This is a genomic window from Cedecea sp. AS113 (assembly GCF_037152415.1).
Lineage (GTDB): Bacteria > Pseudomonadota > Gammaproteobacteria > Enterobacterales > Enterobacteriaceae > Cedecea.
The window spans coordinates 329,355-347,283 of record NZ_JBBCMI010000003.1; the positions used below are offsets into that span (position 1 = coordinate 329,355).

The window sequence follows — 17,929 nt, forward strand, 5'->3', positions numbered from 1 at the left end:
GGTGCGTTACGTTTAGTGCAGGATTTTCGCCAGGAAGTCTTTGGCACGTTCAGACTGAGGGTTATTGAAGAAGTCGTCTTTGTTTGAGTCTTCGACAATTTTCCCCTCATCCATAAAGATCACGCGGTTTGCCACTTTGCGGGCAAAGCCCATTTCGTGGGTCACCACCATCATGGTCATGCCCTCATTGGCCAGCTCAACCATAACGTCCAGTACTTCGTTGATCATTTCCGGATCGAGCGCTGAGGTTGGTTCGTCAAACAGCATTGCAATCGGATCCATGCACAGGGCGCGGGCAATCGCCACACGCTGCTGCTGGCCGCCGGAAAGCTGCGCCGGATATTTATCGGCGTGTGCGGCCAGCCCTACGCGCTCGAGTAATTTTAACCCTTTGGCGCGGGAAGCGGCTTTATCACGTTTCAGCACTTTGACCTGGGCAAGCGTCAGGTTTTCGATAATCGACAGGTGAGGGAACAGCTCGAAGTGCTGGAACACCATGCCAACGTGGGAGCGGAGCTGCGCCAGATTGGTTTTCTTGTCGTTCACCTGGGTGCCGTTCACCAGGATTTCGCCTTTCTGTACGGGCTCAAGGCCGTTGACGGTTTTAATCAGCGTGGATTTGCCAGAACCAGAAGGCCCGCACACGACGACAACTTCGCCTTTCTTCACTTCGGTGGAGCACTCGGTCAGCACCTGAAAGTGACCATACCATTTAGAAACATTTTTCAGGGTAATCATTACACAGTCCTTTTCTTCAAGTAGCTGACCAACAGCGATGCACTGAGGCTAATCACAAAATAGACCAGGCCGGCAAACAGGATCATCTCGACCTGTGTACCGTCACGCTCGCCAATGGTGGAGGCGGTGCGGAAGAAGTCTGCCAGGCTTAAAACGTACACCAGCGAGGTATCCTGGAACAAAACGATGCCCTGGGTTAACAGCAGCGGCACCATCGCGCGGAAGGCCTGCGGCAGGATGATGAGTTTCATCGACTGCCAGTGGGTCATACCCAGCGCCAGGGCGGCATTTGACTGCCCTCTGGAAATACTCTGAATACCGGCGCGAATAATTTCCGAATAGTAGGCGGCTTCAAACATGGAGAAGGCGACCATCGCGGAAATCAGGCGGATATCGGTTTTTGGCGACAGGCCAAGCACCGACTGCAGGAAGCCAGGCACCACCAGATAGAACCACAGCAGTACCATCACCAGCGGCACGGAGCGGAAAACGTTCACGTAAGCGGTAGCAAACCACGCGATCGGCTTGAAGCTCGACAGGCGCATGACGGCCAGCAGCGTGCCCCAGACAATACCGATCACCACGGCGGTAACGGTGATTTTGAGCGTAATGACCAGCCCCTGCATTAAGTAAGGCAGGGCAGGAAGAATAGAACTCCAGTCAAGATTGAGCATTATTTGCCCCCCATATTGCCAGGCAGGCGAATTTTACGTTCTACCACATACATCACGCCCATGATGACGGCGTTGATCAGTACATAGGCAAGGGTAATCGCCGTAAAGGATTCATAGGCGTGTGCCGAGTAATCCAGCAGCTTGCCAGCCTGCGCCGCCATATCCACCAGACCAATGGTTGAAGCGATGGCCGAGTTCTTCACCAGGTTCATCATTTCGGAGGTCATCGGCGGCACAATAACGCGATAGGCATTAGGCAACAGCACGTAGCGATAGGCCTGAGGCAGCGTCAGTCCCATTGCCAGAGCCGCGTTCTTCTGGCCGCGAGGCAGGGATTGAATAGCGGCTCGTACCTGTTCACAAACGCGAGCGGCGGTAAACAGCCCGAGGCAAATCATTGACGAGAGGAAGAACTGAATATTGGGATCCAGCTCGGACTTAAACCACATGCCAATGTTTTCCGGCAGCAGTTCAGGCACCACCAGATACCAGGTAAAGAATTGGACGATCAGGGGAACGTTGCGAAAGAGTTCAACGTAGAGCGTACCTAGCCCGGACAGGAATTTGTTAGGGACCGTACGCAAAATACCAAACAGAGACCCCACCAGGAAAGCAATGATCCATGCGGTTATTGACAGGGCGACGGTGACCTGGAAGCCATTCCAAATCCAGCCCAGATAGGTTGTGTTGCCGAACGGGGCGGGCTGTAAAAAGATTCCCCAGTTCCAGTCTATAGACATAACTTACTCCGAGATAAAAAAAGAGGGTAGCGTAGGCTACCCTCGAAGATTGATGAGAAGCCGGTGCCCTGAAGCAGATCTTTGTCTGCATTTTTGGGCACCTTCACGCTGGTGGGGGAACGACCCACCAACGCATAGTCTGTCCTGGCTTCAGTTCGTCAATCGGGAGGGCGGATTTTTCCGGCCCCTGTGTTTCTAATTAGTTGAGAGCTTTGTCGTTTGGTTCCTTGAACAGCGCTTTCATTTCGTCAGAAAGGTCGAAGTTCATGTTGAGGTTTTTCGGTGGAATTGGCTGTTTAAACCATTTGTCGAACCATTTCGCGGCTTCACCGGAGGTTTGTGCCTGCGCAATGGTGGTATCCATCAGCTTTTTAAACTCTGGGTCATTTTTACGCAGCATACAGCCGTAGGCTTCCTGGGACTGTGGCTTGCCGACGATCTCCCAGTTATCCGGCTGTTTAGCTTTCGCACGTTCGCCGGCCAGCAGGGCATCATCCATCATAAAGGCAACGGCACGGCCGCTTTCCAGGGTACGGAAGGAGTCACCGTGGTCTTTGGCGCTGATAATACGCATGCCCATTTTCTGCTCGTCGTTCAGCTTGTTGAGCAGGATTTCGGAAGTGGTGCCAGAGGTCACAACAACGGTTTTCCCTTTCAGGTCAGGGAAGTCTTTAATTGGGCCGCCTTTTTTCACCAGCAAACGGGTGCCGACAACGAAGATGGTGTCGGAGAATGCGGCTTGCTTTTGACGTTCTACGTTGTTGGTAGTGGAACCACATTCAAAATCGAAAGTGCCGTTTTGCAGCAGCGGAATACGGTTCTGAGAGGTGATAGGAATGAGTTTTACCTGCAGATCGGGCTTATTCAGCTGCTTTTTCACCGCTTCTACGATGGCATTAGAGTAGTCCTGAGAGTAGCCAACCACTTTTTGCTGATTGTCGTAGTAAGAGAAAGGTACAGATGATTCACGGTGGCCGACCACGATAACGCCGTTGGCTTTGATTTTATCCAGCGTTGACTGCTGAGGCGTCGCGTCTTCTGCATGAACCATTGTGGCGCTCATGCCCATCACCAGCATTGCCGTGGCCAGTTTACGTAGTTGCATATCCAACTCCTTAATCTTAGTGCCAGAGGAGGCACCGGTATCCGATGTGAGTGTTGTGTTTTGTTGTTTTTTCATGCTGCTAAAAGCGTCATGCAATGCCCTTTTGTTAGCATCTAACCTAGCTGAATGTAAAGAAATTGCTAATAAGATGTTTATTTTTGCGAAGCGCGCCGCACCATTTAAAGGCAAAGATATGCCAGCGCACTATAACGGTGCTTGCGATGTCGCTTTTTGGTGCATGCATTTTTCACTGCCCGATACAGCCAGGCCACAGGGCGTCTTTGCGCCAGCTATTTGATTTCAACTGTTTATATCTAGCAAAGGTTGTGCCAGAAATGAAAAAGGCCAGCAAATTTGCCGGCCTCTATGAGCGAGAAGGGTGTGCTACTTTTTGCTGCGGTTACGCAGGCTTATCACCAGTGCGGTGAAACCGAATAAAGCGGTCACCACCCACAGCGGCCAGAAGCCGAAGCGTGCATAAGGCGTTAAGCCAGTGGTCGGTGTGACTTTCGCTTCCAGCACTTCGCGAGTGAACTGCGGGATGATGTTAGTGATCTCACCTTCGGCGTTGACCACGGCAGTTACGCCATTGTTAGTGCTGCGCAGCAAAGGCCGCCCCAGCTCCAGCGAGCGCATACGCGCCATTTGCAGGTGCTGCCATGGGCCGATGGATTTACCGAACCAGGCATCGTTGGAGATAGTCAGCAGGAAGTCAGTGTCTGGCCGGAAATTGTCCCGAACTTGTTCACCCAGGATAATTTCGTAGCAGATTGCCGCCGTCAGCTTGACGCCGTTAGAGAGCAATTGCGGCTGAACATAGGGCCCACGGCTGAACGATGACATGGGCAGATCGAAGAACGGGGCCAGTGGGCGCAGAATCGATTCAAGCGGCACAAACTCACCGAATGGCACAAGGTGGTTTTTGTTGTAGCGATTACTGCTGGTGTAGCTGTAAGGGCTACCTTCACCGAGCGTGATAATGGTGTTGTAGGTATCGTACCTGTTTTGCTTATTCAGACGCGCATCGACGATACCGGTAATTAATGAGCTGTGTTTTGCCCGCAGCAGGTCATCCATCATGGCGAGGAACTGCTGCTGATTAATTTCCAGATCGGAGATAGCCGATTCCGGCCAGATGATAAGCTTGGCTTTGCCCATCTCCGGCTCTGTTTTATCCAGATAAATTTTCAGCGTGTCCAGCAGCTGGCTTTCATTCCACTTCAGAGACTGGGGAATGTTGCCTTGTACCATCGCTACGTCAACGGAACGCTCTGGCAGAGGCTGGAACCATTGAATGTTGCGCAGTGGCCAGGGTAATAACAGTAAAGCCGCAGAAACCACCGCAGGAGCCCATTTCCGTGCCTGCAGGGCGTACACCAGAAGGCCACTGATAATCATCAGCAGGAAGGTAATGGTGTCGACGCCCAAAATCGGCGCGATGCCTTTTAGTGGGCCATCGATCTGGCTGTAGCCAAACTGCAGCCAGGGGAAGCCGGTCAGCACCCAGCCACGCAGGAATTCGGTAATTTGCCAGACGACCGGCGCGGCAATAGCTACGCGCCACCACGTTGTTTTTGGCCACAACCTGCTGAGAATACCGGCGAACAAACCTGTGTAGAGCGACAAATAAGCGGCCAGCAGAACCACCAGGAACACGTTCACCGGGCCCGGCATGCCGCCAAACTGTGCGATGCTGACATAGACCCAGTTGACCCCGCTGCCGAACAGCCCAAGCCCCCAGAAGAAGCCAATCGCGGCGCTTTGTACCGGGCGACGGTTAAGCGTCAGGCCCTGCAAGCCAGCAAGAGAAACAATAGCTGCAGGCCAGAAATCATAAGGGGAAAAAGCCAGCGTTCCGCAGGCCCCAAAGAAAAGCGCCAGCAGCAGGCGAACGCGCTGGCGTTGAAGAAGTTGAGCTATAGCCATAGCTGAGTTATTCGTCCAGTTTAGGTTGCGGCGAGTCGTCCGGAATTCTGACATGAACCTGAATAATACGACGGCTATCGGCCATGGCGACTTTGAACTGGTAACCATCTATTTCAATGGTTTCGCCACGGGCTGGCAGGTGTCCAAAGGCTTGCATCACCAGACCACCGATGGTGTCGACTTCTTCATCGCTAAAGTGCGTGTCGAAGGTTTCGTTGAAGTCTTCAATAGAGGCGAGGGCGCGCACCGTCCACGTATGGCGGCTCAGCTGACGGAAATCACCGTCTTCCTCGTCGTCGTACTCATCTTCAATTTCCCCGACAATCAGTTCGAGAATATCTTCGATCGTCACGAGACCTGAAACGCCGCCAAATTCATCAATGACAATCGCCATATGATAGCGCTGCTGACGAAACTCTTTCAGCATGCGGTCAACCCGCTTGCTTTCAGGCACGACAACCACCTGACGTAACACTTTTTCCATGCTGAAAGGCTCAGAGTCGCTGCGCATGAACGGCAGCAGATCTTTCGCCATCAGAATCCCTTCGATGTGATCTTTGTCTTCGCTTATCACCGGGAAACGGGAGTGAGCGGAATCGATAATGACATCGAGGCACTCGTCCAGCGTCTGGTTGTGTTTGAGCGTCACCATCTGCGAACGCGGGATCATGATATCGCGGACGCGCTGGTCGGCGATATCCATCACCCCTTCGAGCATGTCGCGGGTGTCCTGGTCTATCAGAGAGTTTTGCTCAGAATCACGAATAAGCGTCAGCAGATCGTCACGGTTTTTCGGTTCACCGTGAAACAGCTGGTTGAGAATGAGGGAGAAGAATCCCTTTTTGGCTTCCGGCGTGTCACTATTCTGTGAATTGTCGTCGCTCATGGCGTTAGGTTTTAGGCCTCATATAAATCAAAAACTAACAGGCAGCCTGATGGTGCACTGCCTGCGCGTGACGGCGGCAAAGGGAAAGCCCTGAGCCGACTACTCTTTCTCGGCAATGTACGGATCGGCATACCCAAGAGCAAGCATTATCTCTGTTTCCAGCGCTTCCATCTCTTCGGCTTCATCGTCTTCGATGTGGTCGTAACCGAGCAGATGCAGGCTGCCGTGTACAACCATATGTGCCCAGTGGGCCTCCAGCGGCTTCTCTTGTTCTTTGGCTTCCTGCTCAACCACCTGACGGCAGATGATCAGATCGCCGAGCAGCGGAAGCTCGATCCCTGGCGGGGCTTCAAACGGAAAAGAAAGCACGTTGGTGGACTTATCTTTCCCGCGATAGGTCAGGTTCAGGTCGTGGCTTTCGGCTTCGTCTACCAGACGAACGGTGACCTCAGACTCTGTCTGAAACTGAGGAATAACCGCATCCAGCCAGCGCTGAATTTGTGCTTCATCCGGCAGGCCGCTTTCTGTTTCGCAGGCAACCTGTAAATCTAAAATAACCTGACTCATTTGCTCTCCTGAGCGGTAGCCTGCAGGGCAAGGGCTTCGCGTTTGCGCTCGGCGGCAAGCTCGTCTTTGCGTTTTTGATCGGCGGCTTCCCAGGCTTCATAGGCGTTAACAATGCGGGCCACAACCGGGTGGCGTACCACGTCTTCGCTGTTAAGGAAGTTGAAGCTGATTTCATCCACCTCGGACAGGACGTCGATAGCATGACGTAAGCCGGACTTGAGGTTACGTGGCAGGTCTATCTGCGTCACATCGCCGGTAATCACCGCCTTGGAGTTGAAGCCTATACGGGTCAGGAACATTTTCATCTGTTCGGTGGTGGTGTTCTGACTTTCATCGAGAATGACAAAGGCATCGTTCAGGGTACGGCCACGCATGTAGGCGAGCGGGGCCACTTCGATAACGTTGCGCTCAATCAGCTTTTCGACTTTCTCGAAGCCCAGCATTTCAAACAGCGCGTCGTACAGCGGGCGCAGGTATGGGTCAACCTTCTGGCTTAAATCGCCGGGCAGGAAGCCCAGTTTTTCACCCGCTTCAACCGCCGGGCGGGTCAGCAGAATGCGGCGGATCTCCTGGCGCTCCAGCGCATCAACCGCGGCGGCAACGGCAAGATAGGTTTTCCCTGTCCCTGCCGGCCCTATGCCGAATGTGATGTCGTGGTCGAGAATATTCGCGATGTACTGCGCCTGATTAGGCGTACGCGGCTTAATGACGCCACGCTTAGTTTTAATATGGATAGCTTTACCGTAATCCGGCACGCTGTCGGCCGTTTGCTCCAGCACCCGGCTTTCTTTAATAGCCAGATGAATTTGTTCCGGGTCGATATCTTGGCTTTGCCCGCGCATTGGCGCGGTGTCTACGTACAGATGTCGCAGAATATCCGCCGCGGCGTTAACGGAAAGCTCACGACCGGTGAGCCTGAAGTGATTGTCACGGCGGTTGATTTCAATCCCCAGTCGGCGTTCCAGCTGTTTGATGTTGTCATCAAAAGGGCCGCACAGACTAAGCAGACGGGTGTTATCCGCCGGTTCCAGCGTTAATTCACGTGTTTCGATATTCAAACTTATCCTCTGGGTCACTCGGGGCCAGTTAGAGTAAACGGTCTCGCGTAGCCGAAAATACGGTTCGGCTACAGGGAAATTATTTATCCCGCAGCGTGATGGCGCAAGCGTCACAATTGATATTTGGGTGATGCCTTCAGAATGCAAGTGCAAACAATGAGACAGCCTGCCTGGACGTGGAATTAGCGTTCCGGCAGGCCGTGGAGAGAATTAAGGCTGGTAAGTCCCAACGCCAATGTCATTCTCTTTGCGGGTACGAGCGATAACGGAAGCCGGGGTTTCAGCAATACGCAGGCCCATTTCGCTTTCTGTGCGCACCAGCTTCGCGCGCAGGGAGTTAGTCAGGACTTCGGTGATTTCGACATCCACGAATTTCCCTACCATATCCGGCGTCCCTTCGAAGTTCACCACACGGTTATTTTCGGTACGGCCGGACAGCTGCATAATGCTTTTACGCGAAGTCCCTTCCACCAGAATACGCTGTACCGTACCCAGCATTTTACGGCTCCATTCCATTACCTGCTGGTTAATACGATCCTGCAGGATATAAAGGCGCTGTTTTTTCTCTTCTTCCGGCACGTCATCAACCAGGTCGGCCGCCGGGGTGCCCGGACGAGCGGAGAAAATAAAGCTAAAGCTGGTGTCAAAGTTGACGTCAGCAATCAGCTTCATGGTTTGCTCGAAGTCCTGGCTGGTTTCGCCTGGGAAGCCGACGATAAAGTCTGAGCTGATCTGGATGTCCGGGCGCGCTGCGCGCAGCTTGCGGATAGTCGATTTATACTCCAGCGCGGTATGCGTGCGCCCCATCATATTCAGCACACGGTCGGCGCCGCTTTGAATCGGCAGGTGCAGGAAACTCACCAGCTCCGGCGTGTCGCGGTAGACTTCGATAATGTCATCGGTAAATTCAATCGGGTGGCTGGTGGTGAAGCGAATGCGGTCGATACCGTCAATCGCGGCAACCAGACGCAGGAGCTCGGCAAACGAGCAGATGCCGCCGTCGTAAGCTGCGCCGCGGTATGCGTTAACGTTTTGACCCAGCAGGTTAACTTCACGCACACCCTGTTCCGCCAGTTGAGCGATTTCAAACAGAATATCGTCGCAAGGGCGGCTCACTTCTTCGCCACGGGTATAAGGCACCACGCAATAGGTGCAATATTTGTTGCAGCCTTCCATGATGGAGACGTAGGCGGTCGGGCCGTCGGCCTTTGGCTCAGGCAGGCGGTCAAATTTTTCGATTTCCGGGAAGCTTACGTCCACCACCGGGCTGCGGGTGCCGCGAACCTGGTTGATCATTTCCGGCAGGCGGTGCAGGGTTTGTGGCCCAAAGACGATATCTACATAGTGCGCCCGCTGGCGAATTTTTTTTCCTTCCTGAGAGGCAACGCAGCCGCCGACGCCAATGATCACGTCCGGACGTTTGGCTTTGATATGCTTCCAGCGCCCCAGCAGGTGAAACACCTTTTCCTGGGCTTTTTCGCGAATAGAACAAGTGTTCAGCAGCAGAACGTCCGCTTCATTCGCGTTATCGGTCAGCGTAAAGCCGTGGGTGCTGTCCAGCAGGTCGGCCATCTTCGATGAATCGTATTCGTTCATCTGGCAGCCCCAGGTTTTTATATGGAGTTTTTTTGTCATCGACTTGCCATTGCTCAAGGTGAAGTCAGGAATTAAGCCGGATAGTGTAATGCTTTGCTATGGATGTGACCAGCCTGGGAAAAGCCAGTAGAATCAGCAAAGATGAATGAAGGAAAGAGACTTATGGTAAATCAACCAATTGAAGTAGCCGTTGTCGGCGGCGGTATGGTCGGCGCAGCGGCAGCGCTGGGGCTGGCACAGCACGGTTTCCGTGTGGCGGTGATTGAACATCATGCACCTGAGGCTTTTGTTCCTGACAGCCAGCCGGATGTCCGTATTTCGGCCATCAGCAGCGCATCGGTTGGCCTGCTCAAGTCTCTTGGCGTCTGGGACAGCGTTTTAGCGATGCGGACGCATCCTTATCGCCGGCTGGAAACCTGGGAATGGGAAAGCGCGCACGTTGGTTTTGATGCCGAAGAACTGGGCTTACCCGAGCTGGGCTTCATGGTCGAGAATAACGTGCTGCAGCGCGTGCTTTGGCAAGCGCTTGAGGCGCATCCGAATATCTCTTTACGCTGCCCGGCGAGACTGCGGCAAATCCATCGCCAGGCAGCAGATTGGGCGCTCGAGTTTGATGACGGCGCTTCACTCAATGCTGAAATGGTGATTGGCGCGGATGGCGCGAATTCCCAGATCAGAAAATGGGCGGGGATTGGCGTACATGCCTGGCAGTATCGCCAGGCCTGTATGCTGATTACCGTTAAATGCGAGTTTGAGCCGGGGGACAGCACCTGGCAGCATTTCACGCCGACAGGGCCGCACGCTTTCCTGCCGCTGTTCGATAACTGGGCCTCTCTGGTTTGGTATGACACCCCGGCACGTATTCGGCAGCTGCAGGGAATGAACATGCCCCAGCTGCAAAAAGCGATTACGGCCGCTTTCCCTCAGCGACTCGGGGCGGTTACGCCGGTTGCCAGTGGGGCATTTCCGCTGACTCGTCGACACGCTTTGCAGTACGTCCAGCCAGGGCTGGCGCTGATAGGGGACGCAGCGCATACGATTCATCCTTTGGCCGGGCAGGGCGTTAATCTGGGATATCGTGACGTGGATGCTTTGCTTGATGTCCTGATCGGTGCCCGTAGCCATGCGGAAGCCTGGGCGAGCGAGGCTATCCTGAAACGTTATCAGAGGCGGCGTCAGGCGGATAATTTCCTGATGCAGAGTGGAATGGATCTGTTCTATGCGGGATTCAGCAATAACCTGGGGCCGCTGCGCGTGGTGCGAAATATTGGGCTGATGGCGGCGGAAAGAGCCGGTGGCCTGAAGCGTAAAGCGCTGAAATACGCCCTGGGATTATAATGAAGACGAGCAGGGCGGTTTCCCGCTCTGCTTATGAGGACCACATTCCAGATAGCAAAAAGCCCGCTTGCGCGGGCTTTTCAGTGTGTGGCTGGGGTACGAGGATTCGAACCTCGGAATGCTGGTATCAGAAACCAGAGCCTTACCGCTTGGCGATACCCCAACAGGGTGCGCTCACAAAGTGAACGACTTTTGAAATTGGCTGGGGTACGAGGATTCGAACCTCGGAATGCTGGTATCAGAAACCAGAGCCTTACCGCTTGGCGATACCCCAACAATTTTTTTGGATTTATCGAAGTTAATCAATAATTCCTTTGTATGGTGGCTACGACGGGATTCGAACCTGTGACCCCATCATTATGAGTGATGTGCTCTAACCAGCTGAGCTACGTAGCCAAACTCTATCATATTTTTCGATGGCTGGGGTACCTGGATTCGAACCAGGGAATGCCGGTATCAAAAACCGGTGCCTTACCGCTTGGCGATACCCCAATAACCGTCGCGGTGAACCGCATGTATCGAAAAATAATGGCTGGGGTACCTGGATTCGAACCAGGGAATGCCGGTATCAAAAACCGGTGCCTTACCGCTTGGCGATACCCCATCCGTGCAACGCGAGAGATAAATGGTGCGGGAGGCGAGACTTGAACTCGCACACCTTGCGGCGCCAGAACCTAAATCTGGTGCGTCTACCAATTTCGCCACTCCCGCATAAAAAAGATGGTGGCTACGACGGGATTCGAACCTGTGACCCCATCATTATGAGTGATGTGCTCTAACCAGCTGAGCTACGTAGCCATCTTTTTACGCGCTACCTTATCGGCGTTGCGGGGCGCATTATGCTGAGTTGACTCTACAGCGTCAACTAGTTTTTTCCCGAAAACCCGCTCAGAATGCTCGTTTGAATGACTTGCGAACAGCTTGCTTGAAATATCGACAATAACGCACGTTTTTGTTTTTAATTCCGCTTAAAAACAGGGATAAAGCCTCGACAGGAATACAGAAACGACAACGGGCCATAAGGCCCGTTGTTTTAAGCTAAATCAGCGATTAATAGGCGGCCTGGTGCACACCTACCGCGCGTCCTGATGGATCGTTCATGGTTTTGAACGACTCATCCCATTCGATTGCTTTTGCGGAAGAACAGGCCACTGACGGGCCGCCAGGTACGCATTCTGCCGCGCTTTGCAGCGGGAATAGCTCTTCAAAGATTTCGCGGTACAAATAGGCTTCTTTCGAGCCCGGTGTGTTGTACGGGAAGCGGTAGGCGGCGGTAGCCAACTGCTGGTCGCTAATCTGCTCAGCGGCAACTTCTTTCAGAGTATCAATCCAGCTGTAGCCCACGCCGTCAGAGAACTGCTCTTTCTGGCGCCACGCCACGCTTGCAGGTAGGTAGGATTCGAAGCACTCGCGCAGGACATGCTTCTCCATTTTGCCGTTGCCGCACATTTTGTCCTGCGGGTTGATGCGCATTGCCACGTCGAGGAATTTTTTATCCAGGAACGGGACGCGGGCTTCAACGCCCCAGGCAGACATCGCCTTGTTCGCACGGGCACAGTCAAACATGTGCAGAGCCTGCAGTTTACGCACGGTTTCTTCATGCAGTTCTTTGGCATTTGGCGCTTTGTGGAAGTACAGGTAACCGCCGAATACCTCATCAGAGCCTTCCCCGGACAACACCATTTTGATGCCCATCGCTTTAATCTTACGCGACATCAGGTACATCGGTGTTGAAGCGCGGATCGTTGTCACATCGTAAGTTTCGATGTGATAGATAACATCCCGGATCGCATCCAGGCCTTCCTGCACGGTGAAGTGGATCTCGTGGTGAACCGTGCCCAGGTGGTTAGCAACTTCCTGCGCGGCTTTCAGGTCAGGAGAACCTTCCAGACCGACGGCGAAGGAGTGCAACTGCGGCCACCAGGCTTCGCTGCGCTCTTCATCTTCTACGCGACGCGCGGCAAATTTCTTGGTAATAGCGGAAATCACGGAAGAGTCCAGTCCGCCGGACAGCAGAACACCATAAGGCACGTCTGACATCAGGTGGCTCTTCACGGAATCTTCCAGCGCCTGGCGCAGCGCGTTTTTGTCCGTGACGTTGTCTTTTACTTCTTCGTAGCTGAACCAGTCGCGCTGGTAGTAGCTGCGAATTTCGCCGTCTTTGCTCCACAGGTAGCTGCCCGCCGGGAACTCTTTGATGGTGCGGCAAACAGGCACAAGGGCTTTCATTTCTGAAGCGACGTACAGGTTGCCGTGTTCATCGTGGCCCATATACAGCGGGATAATACCAATGTGGTCACGGCCAATCAGGTAAGCGTCTTTTTCGCTGTCGTAAAGTGCGAAGGCGAACATCCCCTGCAGCTCATCAAGGAAGTCAGGGCCTTTTTCCTGATACAGCGCCAGGATGACTTCACAGTCTGAACCGGTCTGGAAGGTATAGCGGTCGCCGTATTCGGCGCGCAGAGCCTGGTGGTTGTAGATTTCGCCGTTAACCGCCAGGGCGTGAGTTTTTTCGGTGTTGTACAGCGGCTGAGCGCCCGCGTTGACGTCAACGATGGACAGACGTTCGTGCACAAGAATGGCTTTATCGCTGGCGTAAACACCTGACCAGTCCGGGCCACGGTGGCGCATCAGGCGCGATAATTCCAGCGCTTTTTTGCGCAATTCAACTGCATCAGTTTTGATATCCAGAACGCCAAAGATAGAACACATATAACTTCTCCGTACACTTGCCTGAGCGATTTGAGTTGTGGTGCTGCGTTGCCGATTTTTGCTTTTACTGCGGCTTTGGTGCGTTGCTTAGTAATGAAAATGCTCAATCGCTGAAGGGAATGCAAGGCTTTTAGCTTTCAGCTAATAAATAGTGCAGTGAGGATTGCTGATTGATGAAAAATGATGATGTTTTTGGCGTTAAAATTAACGGATCGTCAATTTTTAACAATTTGCACTGAGGTTTGCTTCTGCTACGCGACGATTTTTTATCGATATAAAAATGCCGGCTTTGGGCCGGCATTCTGAATCAGAAGATATCGATTTCAGCCACAGAGGGGTAAATCCAGCTCGGCCTGAAGGGCATATCGTCAACGTTGTTCAGGCTGGAGACGCCAGACAGCACAAGGATGGTTTCAAGGCCGGCCTGGAAGCCCGCGAGAATATCCGTCCGCAGGTTATCGCCGACGATAACGGTTTGCTCGGAATGCGCCTGCATTTTGTTAAGCGCCGCGCGGATAATCCACGGGCTTGGTTTGCCGACATAAAACGGCTCGCGCCCGGAGATTTTCTCAATACCAGCGCAAAGCGCTCCGCAGGCCGGGCTAAATCCGTGGCCGTGGCTGTCAGGGTTGGTGGCAATAAAACGCGCCCCGTTCGCCACAAAGTAAGCGGCTTTATGCATCATCTCCCAGTTAAAAGAGCGGGTTTCACCGACGATAACAAAGTCGGGATTGATGTCGGTAATGGTAAATCCAGCTTTATAGAGCTCGTGAATCAGCGCCCCTTCACCGACGACGTAGGCTTTCTTACCTTCCTGACGACGGAGGAAATCGGCCGTGGCCATGGCCGAGGTGTAAAACACGCTCTCCGGCACGTTGATGCCCGCGGAGGCAAAGCGGTTGGCAAGATCCTGACTGGTCTGGGAAGGGTAGTTGGTCAGCAGCACCAGCGGCATTTCTTTTTCAAGAATACGTGCCAGAAATTCATTAGCGCCCGGCACGGCGACGTTGTCGTGCATCAGCACGCCGTCGATATCACAAATTACGTTCTGGATGGTGGTCATTAACAACTCTGGCTCACGGAATGAAGTCGGTAACTATAGCGTAAAATGCTGCCTGGGCAGCATTAACTTTCCAGCAAATGCTGAAGCAAGACGCCGTTTAGCATTGAGCGCTTAACCAGCGCAAAGGCGCCAATTGCCGAGCGGTCGTCCAGCTTTGAGCAGACGATGGGCAAGTTTTTACGGAAGGCATTCAATACCTGGGTGTTGATGCAGCCTTCGATGGCAGGCAGCAGCACTTTTTCGGCTTCGATTATCTCGCCGGCAAGGACGACTTTTTGCGGGTTAAACAGGTTAATGGCGATGGAGATGGCTTTCCCCAGATGGCGGCCAACGTGTTCCAGCACTTCACAGGCCAGCGCATCTCCTTTATTGGCCGCTTTGCAGATGGCCTGAATACTACAATCATCCAGCGTCAGGCGGCTGTTGTAGCCTTGCTCCAGCAAATGGCGGACGCGTTTTTCAATGGCGGCGTTCGCGGCAATGGTTTCCAGGCAGCCAAAATTACCGCAGTGGCAGCGCTCGCCCAGCGGATCGACCTGAATGTGGCCAATCTCACCCACGTTCCCATTACGGCCGATAAAAATCCGCCCGTTTGACAGAATTCCCGCCCCGGTGCCGCGGTGGACTCGCACCAAAATAGAGTCTTCGCAGTCGTGGGTTGCACCGAAGTAGTGCTCGGCCAGCGCCAGGCTGCGAATATCATGGCCGACAAAACAGGTCACCTTGAAACGTTTTTCCAGGCTGTCGACCAGCGCCCAGTTGTTGACGGCGATGTGCGGCATGTAGCGGATCACGCCGCTTTCGGGGTCAACCAGCCCTGGCAGGATGACGGAAATAGCGATAAGTTCGCGGGTTTTACGCTGCCAGGTTTCGATGAAGTGGCTAATGGCGTTAAGCAGCGCATGCTCGAGCGTTTCCTGCGTGCGTTCCGGCAGCGGATAGTGCTCTTCGGCGATGGATTTCGCGCTCAGGTCGAACAGGGTGATAGTGGCGTCGTGGCGCCCGAGGCGCACGCCAATAGCGTGAAAGTTACGTGTTTCGGTCGTAATAGAGATAGCGCGGCGGCCGCCGGTGGAGGCCTGCTGATCGACTTCTTTTATCAGGCCGCGCTCAATAAGCTGGCGAGTAATTTTTGTGACGCTGGCGGGCGCAAGCTGGCTTTGTTCGGCAATCTGGATGCGCGAGATGGGACCGTGCTGATCAATCAGGCGGTAGACCGCCGCGCTATTCAGCTGTTTTACCAGGTCAACGTTACCAATTTGGGCTTGTCCGCCAGTCGTCATGCTATTTACTCAGTTACGACCTCGTTACCATTAACGATGGTCTTGATAATTTTATAGTCGCGGTTAAACACGGTGAGGTTGGCCACTTTACCGGCTTCGATTGCGCCCAGGTGTTTATCCACGCCCATGGCGCGAGCAGGGTAGAGGGTTGCCATTCGCAGAACTTCATCCAGTGCGATGGCCGCGTGCTCCACCAAATTGCGAACGCCTTGAATCATGGTCAATGCAGACCCACTCAGCGTACCGTTCTCATCTACGCACAGACCGTCACGGTAGTATATTGTTTTGCCAGCAAAAATGAACTGATCGATGTTGGCACCTGCCGGCGCGGTTGCGTCGGTAACCAGGCACAGTTTATCGCCCTTCACACGTTTTGCGGTGCGGATGTTCGCATAATCCACATGTAAACCATCAGCAATGATGCCACAGTAAACGTCGGCTTCATCAAAAATTGCGCCCGCAAGGCCAGGTTCACGGCCGGTAATATAAGGCATCGCGTTGAAAAGGTGGGTTGCGAAGGTGATCCCTGCGCGGAAGCCAATTTTGGCTTCTTTAATCGTTGCATTGGAATGACCGGCAGAAACGATGATGCCTGCTGCCACCAGTTTCTGAATGACTAATGGCTCAACCATTTCAGGTGCGAGGGTGATTTTGGTGATCACATCGGCATTCTGGCAGAGGAAATCAACCAGCTTCGCATCCGGCTTGCGGACGAAGCCTGGGTTGTGCGTCCCTTTTTTCACGATGTTGAGCCACGGCCCTTCAAGGTGCAAGCCCAGCGCCTGATGGCTGTATTTCGCCAGATAGTCGCGCATGACTTTCACGCCCTGCATCATCAGCTCGTCGCTGGTGGTGATGAGCGTTGGCAGGTAGCTGGTGCAGCCTGAGCGTTCGTTTGCTTTCTGCATGATTTCCAGCGTTTCAACGGAAACGGCTTCTGCTGTGTCGTTAAACTGCACGCCGCCGCAGCCGTTCAGCTGTACATCAATAAAACCGGGGGCAATGACGGCTCCGCCCACATCGCGCGTTTCGATACCTGCCGGCAGTGAATCAACAGGGCAAACGCGCTCAATCAGGCCATCGGCAATAACTACCGCGTGGTCATCCAAAATTTCGTGGCCGGTATAAATCCGACCGTGGATTAATGCATACATATCCTACCCCCGGTAATAACGTCGTGCTTTAAGACTGTAAGATCGCTAATAAAGAGGAAAAGCCGAAACACCTTCCTCTTTATGACTGACTTTAGAAAACCAATGCATTGATTTTCCAGAACTACTGACGCCCTCAGCGGTTGCCGTTTGAGGCGCATCAGTGGCCGACCAGGCCTTAAAGGCCTTTAATGTTTTCTGCTTCCAGCTCGTTGAAATATTTCAACGTTTTCACCTTCAGCTCCATGGTGGACGGCTCGTCACACACGATTACAGCCTTCGGATGCAGCTGCAGGCAGGTGATAGTCCACATATGGTTAACGTTGCCTTCCACGGCCGCCTGCAGCGCCAGCGCTTTGACGCCACCCAGCACCAGGATCATCACTTCTTCTGCATCCAGCAGGGTGCCTACGCCAACGGTCAGCGCGTATTTAGGTACCTGAGTCACGTCGCCGCCGAAGAAGCGGGAGTTTGCCACGCGTGTGTCATGGGTCAGGGTTTTAATACGGGTGCGGGAAGCCAGAGAAGACGCTGGTTCGTTGAACGCGATATGACCGTCGTTACCCACGCCGCCCATGAACAGGTGAATTTTGCCGTAGGAGCGAATTTTCTCTTCGTAGCGGCGGCACTCTGCATCAACGTCTTCCGCATTGCCGTTCAGCAGGTTGATATTTTCTGCAGGGATATCAACGTGATCAAAGAAGTTGCGGTGCATGAAAGTATAATAACTTTCCGGGTGTTCTTTCGGCAGGCCGACGTATTCATCCATGTTGAAGGTAACGACGTTCTTAAAGCTAACCTGGCCTGCTTTATGCATCTCAACCAGAGCTTTGTAAGCTTCCAGCGGCGTGCCGCCGGTTGGCAGACCCAGAACAAAAGGACGGTCCGCGGTCGGTTTGAATGCATTGATGCGATTTACAATATGGCGAGCTGCCCATTTGCCGACTTGTGCCGGGGTAGCCAGGGGAATCAGTCTCATCATTCACCTCGTAGTTTAAGAGTAAAAATATGGTTAGCTGAATCGATCTCGATAAGCATAAGGGTAAACCACTTTTATACTGAACCGACAGGGATCAATCCGTCTTGATTTTT

At 53.4% G+C, this 17,929-nt stretch carries 16 protein-coding genes and 7 tRNA genes; 2 read left to right on the forward strand and 21 right to left on the reverse strand.

Annotation, left to right across the window (positions count from 1 at the left end; genetic code table 11):
- Window positions 1-12: 12 nt before the first annotated feature.
- The 4 genes from WFN87_RS05500 to WFN87_RS05515 form a co-directional block, all read right to left on the reverse strand.
- Window positions 13-738: an amino acid ABC transporter ATP-binding protein gene (locus tag WFN87_RS05500; RefSeq protein WP_008456069.1), complete on the reverse strand. Its 726-nt coding sequence runs from the start codon at window positions 736-738 to the stop codon at window positions 13-15.
- Entirely contained in the window at window positions 738-1,412 is a 675-nt protein-coding gene (gene gltK, locus WFN87_RS05505) for a glutamate/aspartate ABC transporter permease GltK (RefSeq protein ID WP_166994531.1), read from the reverse strand. The genes WFN87_RS05500 and gltK overlap by 1 nt, the downstream gene beginning before the upstream one ends.
- Window positions 1,412-2,152 (reverse strand): amino acid ABC transporter permease, encoded by a 741-nt coding sequence (locus WFN87_RS05510; RefSeq protein ID WP_008456073.1) that lies wholly within the window; start codon window positions 2,150-2,152, stop codon window positions 1,412-1,414. Before WFN87_RS05510 ends, gltK begins: the two co-directional genes overlap by 1 nt.
- 199 nt (window positions 2,153-2,351) lie before the next feature.
- Window positions 2,352-3,257, reverse strand: a complete 906-nt coding sequence (locus WFN87_RS05515) for an amino acid ABC transporter substrate-binding protein (protein WP_008456075.1) — start codon at window positions 3,255-3,257, stop codon at window positions 2,352-2,354.
- 46 nt (window positions 3,258-3,303) lie between these two features.
- On the opposite strand from WFN87_RS05515, the gene WFN87_RS05520 reads away from it, so the two are divergent.
- The gene (locus tag WFN87_RS05520) at window positions 3,304-3,555 is read left to right on the forward strand and encodes a hypothetical protein (RefSeq protein ID WP_336982226.1); all 252 of its coding nucleotides are present in this window, start codon (window positions 3,304-3,306) and stop codon (window positions 3,553-3,555) included.
- Between the two features lie 86 nt (window positions 3,556-3,641).
- On the opposite strand, the gene lnt is transcribed toward WFN87_RS05520, so the two are convergent.
- From lnt to miaB, 5 genes are all read right to left on the reverse strand, one after another.
- The gene (lnt, locus tag WFN87_RS05525; RefSeq protein WP_336982227.1) at window positions 3,642-5,183 is read right to left on the reverse strand and encodes an apolipoprotein N-acyltransferase; all 1,542 of its coding nucleotides are present in this window, start codon (window positions 5,181-5,183) and stop codon (window positions 3,642-3,644) included.
- A gap of 7 nt (window positions 5,184-5,190) precedes the next feature.
- The gene (gene corC / locus WFN87_RS05530) at window positions 5,191-6,069 is read right to left on the reverse strand and encodes a CNNM family magnesium/cobalt transport protein CorC (protein WP_008456079.1); all 879 of its coding nucleotides are present in this window, start codon (window positions 6,067-6,069) and stop codon (window positions 5,191-5,193) included.
- A gap of 99 nt (window positions 6,070-6,168) precedes the next feature.
- On the reverse strand, window positions 6,169-6,636 hold the full coding sequence (ybeY, locus tag WFN87_RS05535; protein ID WP_336982228.1) for an rRNA maturation RNase YbeY: 468 nt from the start codon (window positions 6,634-6,636) through the stop codon (window positions 6,169-6,171).
- On the reverse strand, window positions 6,633-7,694 hold the full coding sequence (locus WFN87_RS05540) for a PhoH family protein (RefSeq protein ID WP_336982229.1): 1,062 nt from the start codon (window positions 7,692-7,694) through the stop codon (window positions 6,633-6,635). The genes ybeY and WFN87_RS05540 overlap by 4 nt, the downstream gene beginning before the upstream one ends.
- A gap of 210 nt (window positions 7,695-7,904) precedes the next feature.
- Window positions 7,905-9,329, reverse strand: coding sequence for a tRNA (N6-isopentenyl adenosine(37)-C2)-methylthiotransferase MiaB (gene miaB, locus WFN87_RS05545; RefSeq protein ID WP_008456083.1), 1,425 nt, complete (start codon window positions 9,327-9,329; stop codon window positions 7,905-7,907).
- A 123-nt stretch (window positions 9,330-9,452) separates the two neighbouring features.
- Between miaB and ubiF the strand changes: the two genes are divergently transcribed.
- Window positions 9,453-10,628 carry a 3-demethoxyubiquinol 3-hydroxylase gene (ubiF, locus tag WFN87_RS05550; RefSeq protein WP_336982230.1) on the forward strand — a complete coding sequence of 392 codons (1,176 nt, stop codon included), beginning with the start codon at window positions 9,453-9,455 and terminating at the stop codon, window positions 10,626-10,628.
- Window positions 10,629-10,716: 88 nt separating this feature from the next.
- Here the strand turns inward: ubiF and WFN87_RS05555 are convergent.
- The 12 genes from WFN87_RS05555 to nagB form a co-directional block, all read right to left on the reverse strand.
- Window positions 10,717-10,791, reverse strand: a tRNA-Gln gene (locus WFN87_RS05555).
- 36 nt (window positions 10,792-10,827) lie between these two features.
- Window positions 10,828-10,902, reverse strand: a tRNA-Gln gene (locus WFN87_RS05560).
- Between the two features lie 45 nt (window positions 10,903-10,947).
- Window positions 10,948-11,024: transfer RNA gene (locus tag WFN87_RS05565), tRNA-Met, on the reverse strand.
- A 21-nt stretch (window positions 11,025-11,045) separates the two neighbouring features.
- A tRNA-Gln gene (locus tag WFN87_RS05570) sits at window positions 11,046-11,120 on the reverse strand.
- 37 nt (window positions 11,121-11,157) lie between these two features.
- Window positions 11,158-11,232, reverse strand: a tRNA-Gln gene (locus WFN87_RS05575).
- Window positions 11,233-11,254: 22 nt separating this feature from the next.
- Window positions 11,255-11,339 (reverse strand) — tRNA-Leu (locus tag WFN87_RS05580).
- 10 nt (window positions 11,340-11,349) lie between these two features.
- Window positions 11,350-11,426, reverse strand: a tRNA-Met gene (locus tag WFN87_RS05585).
- Window positions 11,427-11,678: 252 nt separating this feature from the next.
- Window positions 11,679-13,340: an asparagine synthase B gene (gene asnB, locus WFN87_RS05590; RefSeq protein WP_166875832.1), complete on the reverse strand. Its 1,662-nt coding sequence runs from the start codon at window positions 13,338-13,340 to the stop codon at window positions 11,679-11,681.
- Window positions 13,341-13,647: 307 nt separating this feature from the next.
- Window positions 13,648-14,403: an HAD-IIA family hydrolase gene (locus WFN87_RS05595; RefSeq protein ID WP_336982231.1), complete on the reverse strand. Its 756-nt coding sequence runs from the start codon at window positions 14,401-14,403 to the stop codon at window positions 13,648-13,650.
- 62 nt (window positions 14,404-14,465) lie between these two features.
- Window positions 14,466-15,686 carry a DNA-binding transcriptional regulator NagC gene (nagC, locus tag WFN87_RS05600; RefSeq protein WP_008456092.1) on the reverse strand — a complete coding sequence of 407 codons (1,221 nt, stop codon included), beginning with the start codon at window positions 15,684-15,686 and terminating at the stop codon, window positions 14,466-14,468.
- Window positions 15,687-15,691: 5 nt separating this feature from the next.
- Window positions 15,692-16,840: an N-acetylglucosamine-6-phosphate deacetylase gene (gene nagA, locus WFN87_RS05605; protein ID WP_336982232.1), complete on the reverse strand. Its 1,149-nt coding sequence runs from the start codon at window positions 16,838-16,840 to the stop codon at window positions 15,692-15,694.
- Window positions 16,841-17,015: 175 nt separating this feature from the next.
- Complete coding sequence (gene nagB, locus WFN87_RS05610) at window positions 17,016-17,816, reverse strand: glucosamine-6-phosphate deaminase (protein ID WP_008456097.1); 801 nt, start codon at window positions 17,814-17,816, stop codon at window positions 17,016-17,018.
- Window positions 17,817-17,929: the final 113 nt, after the last annotated feature.